16 protein-coding genes are annotated in these 12,608 nt (G+C 40.9%); 3 read left to right on the top strand and 13 right to left on the bottom strand.

Annotated elements, in window-relative coordinates:
* Position 1: 1 nt before the first annotated feature.
* The 8 genes from ACM0OT_RS00855 to ACM0OT_RS00820 all read right to left on the bottom strand — a co-directional run bounded on the left by ACM0OT_RS00855 (position 2) and on the right by ACM0OT_RS00820 (position 6,962).
* Positions 2-1,996, bottom strand: coding sequence for a P-loop NTPase fold protein (locus ACM0OT_RS00855; protein WP_414561900.1), 1,995 nt, complete (start codon positions 1,994-1,996; stop codon positions 2-4).
* A 51-nt stretch (positions 1,997-2,047) separates the two neighbouring features.
* The gene (locus ACM0OT_RS00850) at positions 2,048-2,716 is read right to left on the bottom strand and encodes a hypothetical protein (protein WP_414561898.1); all 669 of its coding nucleotides are present in this window, start codon (positions 2,714-2,716) and stop codon (positions 2,048-2,050) included.
* A gap of 260 nt (positions 2,717-2,976) precedes the next feature.
* A complete protein-coding gene (gene mdh, locus ACM0OT_RS00845) occupies positions 2,977-3,951 on the bottom strand; it encodes a malate dehydrogenase (RefSeq protein WP_414561896.1) in 975 nt (324 codons plus the stop codon).
* Positions 3,952-4,103: 152 nt separating this feature from the next.
* Complete coding sequence (locus ACM0OT_RS00840) at positions 4,104-4,319, bottom strand: NAD(P)H-quinone oxidoreductase subunit O (RefSeq protein ID WP_414561895.1); 216 nt, start codon at positions 4,317-4,319, stop codon at positions 4,104-4,106.
* 143 nt (positions 4,320-4,462) lie between these two features.
* The gene (locus tag ACM0OT_RS00835) at positions 4,463-4,681 is read right to left on the bottom strand and encodes a DUF433 domain-containing protein (RefSeq protein ID WP_414562234.1); all 219 of its coding nucleotides are present in this window, start codon (positions 4,679-4,681) and stop codon (positions 4,463-4,465) included.
* Between the two features lie 55 nt (positions 4,682-4,736).
* On the bottom strand, positions 4,737-5,585 hold the full coding sequence (locus tag ACM0OT_RS00830) for a DNA-formamidopyrimidine glycosylase (RefSeq protein ID WP_414561893.1): 849 nt from the start codon (positions 5,583-5,585) through the stop codon (positions 4,737-4,739).
* A gap of 245 nt (positions 5,586-5,830) precedes the next feature.
* Positions 5,831-6,043, bottom strand: a complete 213-nt coding sequence (locus ACM0OT_RS00825) for a photosystem I reaction center subunit IV (protein ID WP_414545383.1) — start codon at positions 6,041-6,043, stop codon at positions 5,831-5,833.
* A gap of 334 nt (positions 6,044-6,377) precedes the next feature.
* Entirely contained in the window at positions 6,378-6,962 is a 585-nt protein-coding gene (locus ACM0OT_RS00820; RefSeq protein WP_414561892.1) for a PAP/fibrillin family protein, read from the bottom strand.
* A 242-nt stretch (positions 6,963-7,204) separates the two neighbouring features.
* Here ACM0OT_RS00820 and ACM0OT_RS00815 point away from each other — a divergent pair, with 242 nt between their 5' ends.
* Positions 7,205-7,444 (top strand): DUF3134 domain-containing protein, encoded by a 240-nt coding sequence (locus ACM0OT_RS00815; RefSeq protein WP_414561890.1) that lies wholly within the window; start codon positions 7,205-7,207, stop codon positions 7,442-7,444.
* A gap of 78 nt (positions 7,445-7,522) precedes the next feature.
* Positions 7,523-8,626, top strand: coding sequence for a phospho-N-acetylmuramoyl-pentapeptide-transferase (gene mraY / locus ACM0OT_RS00810; RefSeq protein WP_414545381.1), 1,104 nt, complete (start codon positions 7,523-7,525; stop codon positions 8,624-8,626).
* A gap of 68 nt (positions 8,627-8,694) precedes the next feature.
* Here the strand turns inward: mraY and ACM0OT_RS00805 are convergent, their stop codons facing one another.
* From ACM0OT_RS00805 to def, 5 genes are all read right to left on the bottom strand, one after another.
* The gene (locus ACM0OT_RS00805; protein ID WP_414561888.1) at positions 8,695-9,195 is read right to left on the bottom strand and encodes a MogA/MoaB family molybdenum cofactor biosynthesis protein; all 501 of its coding nucleotides are present in this window, start codon (positions 9,193-9,195) and stop codon (positions 8,695-8,697) included.
* A gap of 100 nt (positions 9,196-9,295) precedes the next feature.
* Entirely contained in the window at positions 9,296-9,634 is a 339-nt protein-coding gene (psb28, locus tag ACM0OT_RS00800; protein WP_414561886.1) for a photosystem II reaction center protein Psb28, read from the bottom strand.
* 165 nt (positions 9,635-9,799) lie between these two features.
* Positions 9,800-10,597 carry a PD-(D/E)XK nuclease family protein gene (locus tag ACM0OT_RS00795; protein ID WP_414561884.1) on the bottom strand — a complete coding sequence of 266 codons (798 nt, stop codon included), beginning with the start codon at positions 10,595-10,597 and terminating at the stop codon, positions 9,800-9,802.
* Positions 10,598-10,772: 175 nt separating this feature from the next.
* Positions 10,773-10,976 (bottom strand): hypothetical protein, encoded by a 204-nt coding sequence (locus tag ACM0OT_RS00790; RefSeq protein WP_414545377.1) that lies wholly within the window; start codon positions 10,974-10,976, stop codon positions 10,773-10,775.
* Positions 10,977-10,986: 10 nt separating this feature from the next.
* Complete coding sequence (gene def, locus ACM0OT_RS00785; RefSeq protein WP_414561882.1) at positions 10,987-11,550, bottom strand: peptide deformylase; 564 nt, start codon at positions 11,548-11,550, stop codon at positions 10,987-10,989.
* Positions 11,551-11,693: 143 nt separating this feature from the next.
* On the opposite strand from def, the gene ACM0OT_RS00780 reads away from it, so the two are divergent.
* A complete protein-coding gene (locus tag ACM0OT_RS00780) occupies positions 11,694-12,596 on the top strand; it encodes a cell division protein FtsX (RefSeq protein WP_414561880.1) in 903 nt (300 codons plus the stop codon).
* The last annotated feature ends 12 nt before the right edge of the window (positions 12,597-12,608 follow it).

Here is a 12,608-nt window from a genome sequence, read left to right as displayed (position 1 = left end):
CTTAATTAAATAATTCACTTAGGTCATCTGAATCATCTGTTTCTTCTCCTATAGAAGGATTAAGAAAATCATTTAATAGCTCTTCTCCTTCAATAGTATCTTCATCAATTTGACCAGAAGGATTACTCAAAATTTCTAGAATTAAAGGATTGTTACGAGCTATTGGCTGTGAGAATTCAAGTATTTGTTCGTCAGTTAATTGGTAGTTATTGCGTTGCTGATAAACAGAATATAGGTCAATAAGTGGTCTGATTTCTTCAATCTTTAAATCTACATGTTCTCCACCTAATTCTTCAACAAGCTTTTTAAGATATATGGAAGAATCCCATTGCTTACGAATCCTTTTTTCTTGATTTTTTGATCGAACTAAACAGCCTCTTGTTATATCAAATGTTTGATATTCAATTAAGCGCCACATTCCTGCTCCAACAGCTTTTCCATGTGAATGCTGAAGAACAGAAACACCAATTTTAAAAATGTTATCTTTTTCTTGACCAATAACTTTAAAGTTTATCCAACCCTGGTTCTTTGATTTAGGCTCAATTTCAACAATATCCCCGATTGTAACTTGTTCTAATTTCTGGCCAGTAGAAGTCTCACCATCTATAGTCTGACCTTTAAGTATCTCAAATCCAAAACGTAAAGCTTCAGCAATAAAAGAATTATGCTTTTCGTTAAGATATTCTAAATCCTCTAATTCTATTGCTCTTTTTAAAGCAATTTCAAATCTATCAAATGGATCTTTCGGTAAAATCTCACCCTGAACACAAAAATTTTCTGCACACCATTTTAAAGCCTCTCTTACGGTTGGTCTTCCTTTGCCATATTCTCTCAATTTACTTTCTTCAAATGGGTAAATTTTATGAGGTGGTAATAAATTTCTGATGCTGTAAAAATCATTTAGCCAAAGCGTGACTAATTCAACTAAAGAATCACTATCGATGTATCTTAAATCTATAGGTTTACGACCTGTATATTTTGAAATTCTATCAGGTGTACCATCCTGTATCTCATTGATTTTCTGCGTCCATGTAACAGGCAACATAACTGTAATTATTACAACTCCTCTGCTTAATTCAGAGTTTTCGAGGGTATCATGCAGACGTTTAACTAAATCAGCAATAACCAGTTCTGTTGGCAACCCATCTTCACTAAAAGCGTTTTTGACATCTATTTCATCAAAACAAATTACTACTGGGTTATAGTAGCTGACTAAATTTAATATTTGCTGAATATTTTTCAAGGCTTCAGCTTCTCTATCTTGTTTTGTTTTACTAGGATTTGGTAATCCTAGAGCATCTGCATTAGATTGCGCTAATTCATCGCCCGATAGCCATTCTCTAGCAAAAGATGCCTGATTCTCTGAGAGTGTCCACAAAATAGCCCGGACAATATAGGGATCTGCATTTGGTTTGGCTTTGAGAACTTCTTTGATTAGCCTGTCCATTAAATTTTTGTTTCTAGCTAACCAACTTGCATATACTTTGTCAAATTTTTCCAATAGTTCCTGTGGAGAAAGACTCGGAGCATTGGCGTTGATAGCTTTAAAACCTTCATTTGCTATTCCTGCTGCTACTTCCTGCCACTGCATAACTTTTTGGCTGCCAGTTTTGCTGAGACTATCCGCCAAAGTTTGCTGAAATTGGTACTTAACTAAATTTAAATCTGTATAATTATTGACACCTGCATAAACGAATAAAGCACCACCTTCTTTTTCTAATCGATGGCGAATACGACTGAGGAGGTGAGTTTTGCCAACTCCTTGTTGTGCAGTTATGGCTATTGAAGTCACTTTGTCTTGATTAGATAGACTTGTTTTTACCAGTTCAATTGCCTGAAAAACTGCATTAGAAGCATGGGCATTTAGTGTAGGCACATCAGGAAATCTCTTTCCCCAAACATGTTGTTCTTGGACAATGCCCGCGTTGGTAAATGGATTATTACTTTGAATTGCAGCGTTAACTGCTTCTATTGGAGATTCAGGGATATTAGTCATGGTTGATTCTATATGATACGAGGAACTACAAAGGGATTTTTAGCAATGCTATTAACTCAAGCGTTTGGCGTAAGAGCGCAACCCTACTCCAGGTATGGTGATTGAATCTTCGCGTTTATCAGGAGTCAAGTCTGGTATCTCTCCAGCAATTAGCTGAAAAATATCCTTTTCCTGTATTTCCAGTAGCCACTCATTGAAATGCTCACGACTTACCCGATCGCCTATTTCTCGCCTAATTCTGTAAATTGGTACTAAATCATCTAGGCTGTGATTCTGGTTCAGCTTGTCGTAGACTTCCAACGCTACAGACTTAAACTCTTCGTAAGAAGCAATATTTGAAGTCTTAACCCCATTGACTGGTGTAGACGTACCAACTACAACATCGCTCTGACTAATCCACTTTAATAATGCATTTGCTGCCCAAGTGCCGACAATAGTACCTTCAAACCTAAAATCATTACTTTTCAAACCATCCTCCAATACCTCCAAACCTTTGGGAGAGGTCAGAGTGTATCCCTTTTTGGAAATTGCGATCGCGCCTTGTTCCTGCAATTCCTCAAATATGTTTTGATAATCTGCTATCTTCTTGCCCTTAGATATAATTCGCTTAGTTAGTTGACCTTTCTTTACTTCCTGTTCTGCTCCTCCCAAATCCCACAAAGCTAGTAGCAAACGTGTTTTAGCTTGGTTAGCCTGTAAAATATTTTGTCCCGCACCCATACTGTGTGTCCTATATGACTAATAATTATTATGATAATGTTATTTTATTAACTTGACTACAAAAGTAGTATTATTGATTTACTAAATTTTTTATATAAATAACGCAGTTTATTAATTTAAAAAACTTAAATACATAATGGAATTTCTTAGGAAAAATTCACATAAATTCTTAATAGAAAATCAGTTTTTCCTAGAGTTACTTTATCCAATAACAAAAAATAGGTAAAATTATTTTGCTTTTCTCAGAAAGTATCAAACTATTATCTCATTTCTAAAATTTCTTGCGCCCTGTCAATATTATTACGTACAGATTGCGCCGAAATCTGCAAAGCCTCTCTTTCCCCATTAGTGAGATGCAATTCCAAAACACTTTCAATTCCACCGCAACCCAAACGACAGGGAACGCCAATTACAATATCATCTAAACCGTATTCACCTTGTAGATACGTCGCCACAGGCAACAACCGCGACTGATTCAACAAAATCGATTCCACCATCACACTTGTAGCCGAAGCAGGCGCAAAAAATGCCCCACCAGTCTGCATCAATTCCACAATTTCCGCCCCACCGTTACGGGTTCTCTCTACCAAGCGTTCAATTGTGGCTGTATCCAGTAATTCTGTGATGGGGACGCCGTTAACTGTGGCATAACGAGACAAAGGAACCATTAAATCACCGTGGCTACCCAACACCATCGCCTTCACATCAGCAGGTAACACCCCTAACTCTAAAGCGATGAAAGTTTCAAACCGCGCCGAATCTAACACACCAGCCATACCCATAACGCGATCGCGTGGTAAACCTGTAGCTTGCCAAGCCAAATAAGTCATCACATCCAAAGGATTAGTGACAACTATAAAAATAGCATTAGGAGAATGAGCGATCGCCTGTTTCGCTGCTTCCACCACAATCTTGGCATTAGTTTTCAGCAAATCATCCCGACTCATCCCTGGTTTACGGGGAAGTCCAGCCGTAATTACCACAATTTGCGAACCAGATGTATCAGCATAGTTATTTGTACCGACAATCTGACGATTATGTAATTCAATTCCCCTAGCCTCCAGCAAATCTAACGCCAGTCCTTGAGGCATTCCCGCAACAATATCCAGCAACACCACATCTGCCAAATTTTTCTCAGCAATCCGTTGGGCTAGAGTACTACCAACCCTACCAGCACCAACAATAGTGACACGGGGTAGACGACATAGAATTGGGGAATCAGGAGAAGAAATCATAAATTACAGAGTAGGGAATGGGTAAATTTTTGTAGCATTGTCTAAACTCTCTTCAAAACTCTCTGCGCCTCTGCGTCTTTGCGTGAGATTTTCATGATATTCAACAATGCCCATAACCTTAAAACCCATCCCCTATCCTCATCAATAGCGACTTAGTTAAACTCTTCGAGTTGATCCAAGCGTAACCAAATATTCGGTGTTGGCACCTTGCCAAACTTCACTAGGGCATAATCACCTTTAACATCTACAATTTCGCCCTTGCTGTCAAACAAATAAGTAGGAAAGCGAGTATCACTGGCCTTTGCTTCCAGACTATTTTCCAACTTCTCGCGGACAGCGCGAACCATATCTCCTTTTTTGACCGCCATTAGTCGCCCTCTTGAGTTTATAGATCGTTTTAAGAGGATTTTAGCTTGTGGACAGATGCAAATACACTTAAAAAATCTGGATTAGTTACTCACTAACCACCGTGGCTGCACCCTCAATACATTCGTCAATCAAAATATTCACACTATGCAACCAACTTTAAAATCTGCACTTGTGCAGCTTCCAGAAAAGCAATCACCTGTTCTCGTTTAACTGTGGGAAATCCCTCTAAAAAATCATCAATGGACTCCCCTGCATTCAAATAATCTAACAGGGTTTGCACAGGCACTCGTGTTCCTGCAAAGACTGGTGTACCACTCATTACATCTGGTGATGCTGTAATGATTGTTGATTGACTCATAATCCCTCTTTTTTAAGCATTGCTAGGCTATTTCAATTTAATCCCACTCCCCACTTCCTCAACTTTGACACTCAGGGCAAAAATGACTAGAACGCCCACCTAATTTAATTCGCTGTATGGGAGTACAACAAACTCGACAAGGTTCGCCGGTGCGGTTGTATACCCAAGCCACACCGCCATAATTACCATTGATCCCCTTGACGTTGAGAAAATTACTAAAAGTTGTGCCGCCAGCCGCAATACTAGTTTCTAATACTTGAATAATCTCTGTATGTAAACGCTGAATTTGTTCTAGTTGCAAATCTGGACACAGTGTGACTGGTAAGACTCCACTTTTAAATAGGGCTTCATCAGCGTAGATATTTCCTAATCCTGCCACGACTGACTGATCTAATAGTGCTGTCTTGATGGGACGGCGGCGATTTTGCAATTTAGCGGCGAGATATTCAACGGTAAATTCAGGTGAAAATGGGTCTACTGCCAGTTTCGCTAAACCAGTCATGATACTTTCTACGGCTACTTCCGGGGGAACCCACCACATCTGACCGAAGGTGCGCTGGTCAATAAAGCGTAATTCTTGCTGGCCCCCAAAGAAGATTCTGACCCTTGTGTGCTTGTGTAAGGGTTCATCTTGATGCAGCCATAGGAGTTGACCAGTCATTCGGAGATGCACACCTAGCCACGTGGGGGATGGGGGAGATGAAGGAGTGAGTTGGGCTAAAAGATATTTACCACGACGATGCCAAGTGGTAATGGCGCTTCCTTTAATTCCAAGAATAAACTCATCAACAGAAAACGGGTAGGCGATGGTGCGATTGAGCAATACATCTCCACCCGTGATTTTTTGATTAAGGGTCAATTGATTTAGACCCCTACGGACTGTTTCAACTTCAGGCAGTTCGGGCATTTAAGCTGATTAAGCAAGCAACTTTGATGTATTCGGGGATCACTTGAAAGGCGATGAGTAAGTATATAAACACTATAGTAAGGTTTATATTACTACCGAAGAAAAACCGTAAATACCCGCAGGTTAGCTCCTTATATATTGGAGTAGCTTAGGGTGAAGTATGAGAGAACTAAATATTCTACACTTCATACTTAAGGCTTCTCTACCATCATCCCATCAAATAATCCCCTTTGTAGCTCTGCCGCTTATTTTTTCGCTTTAGCCTTTGGTGCTTCTACCTCAACTAATTCGTCCACGGCAAAGTTATTAGTGTTGATACCAGAGTAGTTGACCTTATCAAACCGGACAATTACTGAGTATTTGATGCCGCTTTGGTCGATAGAAGCCACAGTTCCTAAATCCTGGAACCAGTAGGATTCGGGGCGGAGAATACGTACTTTAGAACCACGTTGAACCATGAGTATCTTCCCTTTTAGTTACGAATCGCCAATATATAGGGCTATTTGATTTCACTCTACATCGTGAAGGTTGCCGCTAGAGGCTTTGTTAAGTTATTTATCCAAGACCTTCATTCCTGAGCTACGGTGTACACATAAGTCTGATTCCTTGTTTTCTGTCCCCATATTCCTCATCTCCTGTCTCTACTTGATCCCCATAGGCCGATCTACCTCATCTACTCCTTTCAGCACTTACAAAGCTCAAACTCCAAATTTAAAATAGGTATCAGACCCTCCTTGACAAAGTACAGACGATCGCTTAAGTTCATTCGCAAATACATAAATTAGGTAAACTTCATGTCTTGCTTAAAACAAACACACTACCCTCGTTACCCCTGCCAATTCGCAGATCGCTATCTATATAAGTGATGTCCAACCAGCCTTGTTGTTTATCACTGTTAAGAGGAGTATCAATGGCCGTAAATTTTTTACCAGCTTCAATTTGTTGGATAAAATCGGCGGGAGATTCATAACCTATGAAACGTTTTAAACCGACAATCGAGCGCTGAAATTTTACTTGAACGCGTCTTTCGGAAACTGGATCAAATTTGGCCGCTACGCTAACTAATCCTTCGAGATAAGGTAAGCCATAAATCTCGGCTATGTTGTAAACACTAGTAGTGTTGACACGGATACACTGGTAAATTTGACCGAGCTTACATAAAGGCACGCGGTCTATGTTTAAAAGACCTTTACTGGTCGTATATATTAATCGCCAATCGCCATCGAGCAAGCTGTTAGCTTCCACCGGACGGGGTGTAGGATTTAAGTCTTCCAAGTTGGCGATCGCAGCTAGAATAACCTGCTTTTGAGGTTCACTAGCTAATAAACCTCGGTTTGTCCCTGCGATCGCATCGATTAGATTTGCTTTTCCCATCATCGTTGATCACCTCAAAAATTATCAGAATGCATCCACCTTAAGTCGATATTAATGTCATATGTATAGAGCCTTACCAAATACTAAAAACCTATCTCTGGTTGACTTACCACTATTAAATAAAAAATATCTATCAACGTGCGGATTCATTCACCCTAGACTTGAATGAATAAATAAATTATCGCGTGTCAAGTGATAGACTTCTTAATGTCTAGTTACATAAACCTTTTTGTGTCTTCGTAGATATGTTGCATTCTCCCTTAAGTGAAGAACCCCGTAATCAGCGCGCCCCAGTTATCCCCTTAAAGCAAGAGTCTTCTATGATGGACTGGTTGCAAGCTAAAGGGCGTCTTGTAGCGCGCAACGTTCAAGAAGCTGATGTTTCGGAAGATGAAGCAGAAATTTCAGATTTTTTGAGTGGAGAAGACGGGATTGGAGACTATGACTTGGATGACGACAGCGATGTCAGTGTAGACGACGATTAGTGTATTAATGTCGGGGACTTGGTAAGATATATCGTCCCCATTGTCAATTTTTATATGTGTGGAGTGAAGGGAATCTCTGTGGACGCTAAATTATCTCCGAACCAAGAATCAAACATTTCCGGTATTGGCTTAGCTTCTGGTTTAGCCGCAGCGCTAAGTGTAGCAGCATTGATATTTGATTGGTTGGGCAATAGAATGCCCTGGCAAGGAATGTCACTCACCCTGCCATTGTTATTGTGTGCGCTGAGTTCGGCTGCTATTGGCTATGTAGTCATACCCCTGTTGCAAGCACTCAAAACCGGGCAAATTATCCGTGAAGATGGGCCCCAAGCCCATTTAAAGAAAGCAGGTACACCCACAATGGGAGGTATATTCTTTGTCCCCGTGGCTCTGGTGATTGCCTGTGTAGGGTCTAGTTTTGCACCAGAAGTGCTTGCTGTCTCCGCCTTAACCCTCAGCTATGGATTTATTGGTTGGCTGGATGATTGGCAAATTTTACGCCGCAAATCAAATAAAGGTATATCTCCTAAGATGAAACTAGCTTTGCAAATCGGTTTTGCAGCTGTGTTTTGTTTGTGGCTGATGTTTAATCAACCTTCTAATATTACAAATATTGCTTTACCTTGGGTGAGCTTGGCGCTACCTTTAGGATTTTTATTCTGGCCTTTGGCTGGCTTTGTCCTAGTGGCAGAGAGTAATGCAACTAATTTAACTGACGGTATTGATGGTTTAGCAGCAGGAACCGTGGCCATCGCCCTATTCGCGTTAGGTGCTTTAATTGCCCCTGTATCCCCAGGATTAATGGTTTTCTGTGCCGCATTAAGTGGTGGTTGTTTAGGTTTCTTAGCCCATAATCGCAACCCAGCCCGTGTATTCATGGGTGATACTGGTTCCCTAGCATTGGGAGGCGCTTTAGCTGCTGTAGCATTACTAACCAATAGCTTAGTAGCGCTGTTTATTCTCAGTGGCATCTTCTTTGTAGAAACCCTTTCTGTCATGGCGCAGGTAACATATTACAAAGCCACTAAAGGGCCAGACGGTAAAGGCAAGCGCTTATTTAAAATGGCACCTCTACACCATCATCTAGAATTGACAGGCTGGTCAGAACTACAAGTAGTCGCTGTATTCTATATCATTGCTGCCATGTTGGCTGTAATTTGTTTGGCGATCGCACCTTTTTAATTATTTTGAGAAACTAATTTAAAACACAAATAGCCTCCGTGTATACGGGGGTTTTTTCATGCCAATTCCTACTTCCTCATCTGACTAACCAAATGAACCATTTCCGGCAAAATCAGCTTTTCCATGCCTAAGCGCACAGCATTACTAGAACCAGGAAGGGAGAAAATTAACTTATTTTGATAAACACCAGCCACGGCGCGAGAGGCGATCGCCCGTGAACCAATTTCTTGATAACTTAAAAATCGAAATAACTCGCCAAATCCGGGTAAGATTTTTTCTAATAATTTTTCAATAGCGTCATAGGTGGTATCTCTAGGTGCAATACCCGTGCCACCATTGAAAATTACAACATCTAAATTCGCACTTTCACTCAGCCGTTGTATCTGTTGTTGAATTTGTGTTGGTTCATCTTTGATGATTGCATAAGCTAATACCACATGCTTGGCACCGACTAGCAATTGCTTGATGATTTGGCCACTCTTGTCTGTTTCTGGGATGCGAGTATCACTAACAGTAACAACAGCACAAGTTACGGTTATTCCTGGTGAATCTGGGTGTGGTTGTAACACGGGTATAAGAGAAGGTAGGGAGATGAGAGGGGCGAGGGAAAAATCAAATTTTTTGACTTTTGACTTTTAGCTTTTGACTTTCCCCCAGGGGTGTCCCCATTTACTCAGCCTTATTAAATCCCAAACCGTTTTGTTCGGCATACCGTTCCATGAAGCGCATAAAGCGTTCCCATTCTTCAGCAGATTTCATAAGATGAAGTGCTTCTAAGGCTTCTGGTTTACCGTTGACGAATTTACCCTTCACTTCGCGGGTAATTATTTCTCCTTCTTCGTCAATCAGGTACATACCGGTAACTTCTTCAGTACTACCTTGAGCCAAAATTTGTGGATTCGTAAAAATAAACGTCGCTGTGCCACTGTCGCCACTGCGCGATCGCGTCAACCGCACCTCTGGAATTACTTCTTCGTCAATTCCTCTGGAAAACTGGATCTTTGCCATGATGAGTGTATTTAAAGTTTTGTAATGGTTAATTTGTTATTCTCTCATTATTTGGGAAATGGTGAAAACTCCAATCTTTTTAGCAGAGAGTGGTAGCAGCAACCCGTTTACTATCATAAATGAGTCAATAACACAATAAATAAATTTAAAAAATACCGGAATGTATCAAAGTGATATTTCTTGAATACTGGCAATATTGGGCAAGGAGTTTATTCGCTGTTCTTGAATAGCTTGTGTCCGTTCACACCTGGCGGCGAATTGACAAAAATCACAATCCTTACTAGTTGCTTTTACTTGGGGAAATGGCTGATTTTTTTGATAACCTTCTAGCCAATTTGTTAATAAACTTAACAGTTGATTAAGTTGCTTGGTCGTTTTTTGATGTTGAGCAGTATTATAACTAAAACTAATATTTTGTGGTTCTCCCTCAGATTGGACGAACCAGTAAGTCATAGAAATATTTTCGGGTAAGTAAGTACTAGTCTCGGCTAACACATATAGATAAAGACGTGTTTGCCAATTTTGTTCTAACTTGCGTTTATTTTGTGGTTTAGGATAAGTTTTCCAGTCGAGAATTTGTGCTTGCTGGCTATCTGCAACTAATAAATCATACACAACCGTCAGCAAATAGTCTTGCAGTTGCAGTGTCCGGTAATGTTCACTTTCACGGAAAGCTTGGTTTGCGGTTGGACTTAAAAGTTCTGGCGCCGCATTGGCAAAACCTGACATCCAGTTTTGCAGTTGAGTATCTGCTTGCAAAAAACTATCGATTGGTAAACCCATTTCCCGCTGTTGCATCAGCAAGTGAAACCGACTACCCAAAGTCTGCTTTTCTTCGTGTTCTGGATCGGAGGGCGAATTGAGTTTTTCTAAGTAAGTGTGCTGGAATTTACGCGGACAAGCTTCTAGTAAATTGAGATGTCCTTGAGATAGGTGTAATAGTTGGGTGTCTTCTGTCAGCATACTTTTATTTTAGAGCGATCGCTATTCCATCGCCTGCTTCCTTCAGGTTCCATCTTTTCTGACTCAGACTAAGTTGCGTCCTCTGGACTACTCTCTACTGAGTAAAAAATAAAAGGTAGAGGGATGAATTTTGCCTATTTCCTTCATCCCTCTACCTTTTTTATGTACCTGATGCTTATTTAATGTTAGCCCGTGCGTCCCTCACTGCGGCAAAGAAAAATAATCCTGTGAGTGGAATGCTCAATCCCAGGATAATTGCAGTTACCTGAACGCCCAAATCCGGTTGTCCGGAACTAAGTTCAAACACTGAACCGACGGCGGCGATGGCTGTTACGCAAGAACCGCCGAGAAACAAACCGCTTTTTGGAGTTAAATACACTACTAGTCACCTATGCTAATGGTTTCACCGCTTGATACGAGAAGCCATTTTTCGATAGCTCCTGGGCCAAAGTCAAGGAGTTTTGTACACGGTCTACAAATACTACGCCCTTGAGGTGATCCATTTCATGCTGAATGCAGCGTGCGAGTAAATCGTTAGCTTTAAGGGTTTTGGGACGGCCGTATTCATCCTTATAAGCCACTTCTACAGCTTCGGGACGCTTAACATCTAAATACACCCCAGGAATGCTTAAGCACCCTTCTTGGGCAACGCAGACTTCGCGGCTGACTTGTTTAATGGTGGGGTTGATTAATACTAGTGGTGGATTGGCTGGATTATCTGGTTCGCAATCGATGACAATTAGTTGTTTATGAATTCCCACTTGAGGCGCAGCCAAACCAATGCCATCACTGCTGTACATAGTTTGCAGCATTTCGCGTACCAGTTGACGAAGTTCATCGTCTACTTTATTGATACGCTTTGCATCTTGACGCAGCACGCGATCGCCCAAATAGTGCAATTCCAAAGGCGGCTTTTTTAACTTTTTTTTCTCAACAGCAATTTCAGAAGGCATGATGATCAATGGCTAATTTGTGAAAATTCCGACTACCTTAATTCTACCAATCCCCACTCTCCACTCTCCACTCTCCACTCCCCCTCCCATCCTCAACTGTCGAGTATAACGATTATTAACGTAATTGAGATATTGGGGACATCGTGTTTAAATTTCTCACGAAACTTGACTATTTGCTCAAAGAAACTTTCCTGGGTTTGCTGCGGGGTGGGTGGATGAATTGGGCGGCTATTAGTACTGTTACAGTGTTATTATTCCTATTTGGCTTGAGTTTGCAAACTTCCTGGCAAGTAGAAAAACTTTTGAATCAGTTCGGGAGTCAACTAGAAGTCTCAGTTTATCTCGATCCAGATACACCAGCCCGCAGCGTTGAGCCGTTTGTGGTACAAATGCCTGATGTAGTAGGGATACAAACCATTACTAAAGAACAAGCTTGGACTAAGCTAGTCAAGGAATTGGGAGTTTCTGATATTGATGGTGTGACTCAACAGTTAGGGGATAATCCTTTAGTAGATGAGATTAAGGTCAAAGCTCGTAATCCTCAAGTTGTACCCAATTTAGCGACTCAACTAGTTAAATTACGGGGAGTGGAAACAGTGCAATATGTCGATGAAGCAGTGAAACGTATTGCTCAGTTGCACCGGGGTTTAAATTGGATGACTTTGACAATTACAATGATTTTGACTGTAACTGCGATCGCAGTGACTACTACTACCATCCGCCTGATTGTCATGGCGCGACGGCGAGAAATTGAGATTATGCAACTAGTGGGTGCAACATCCGCCTGGATTTATCTACCGTTCATTTTACAAGGAATTACTTTCGGCTTAGTTGGCGGTGCGATCGCTTGGAGTTGTATTTCTGTGATGCAACAATTTATCAGTAGGTTGCTAGCCAATCAGCCAGAGTTTATCCAATTTATTACCAACGGTTTACAACTGACTCCAGTACAAATTTTAACATTGCCGTTAATTCTTTTAAGTTTCGGTGCAGTGGTAGGATTAATGGGCAGCTTATTTGCTGTGCGGCGGTTTGCTAAGAATTAAAGCAATCAGGAC

This window comes from Anabaena sp. CCY 9613 (genome assembly GCF_963920895.1).
Taxonomy (GTDB): domain Bacteria; phylum Cyanobacteriota; class Cyanobacteriia; order Cyanobacteriales; family Nostocaceae; genus Cyanocohniella.
The sequence above is the reverse complement of the archived record's forward strand: the minus strand, read 5'-3'. Positions and strand labels throughout refer to the sequence as shown.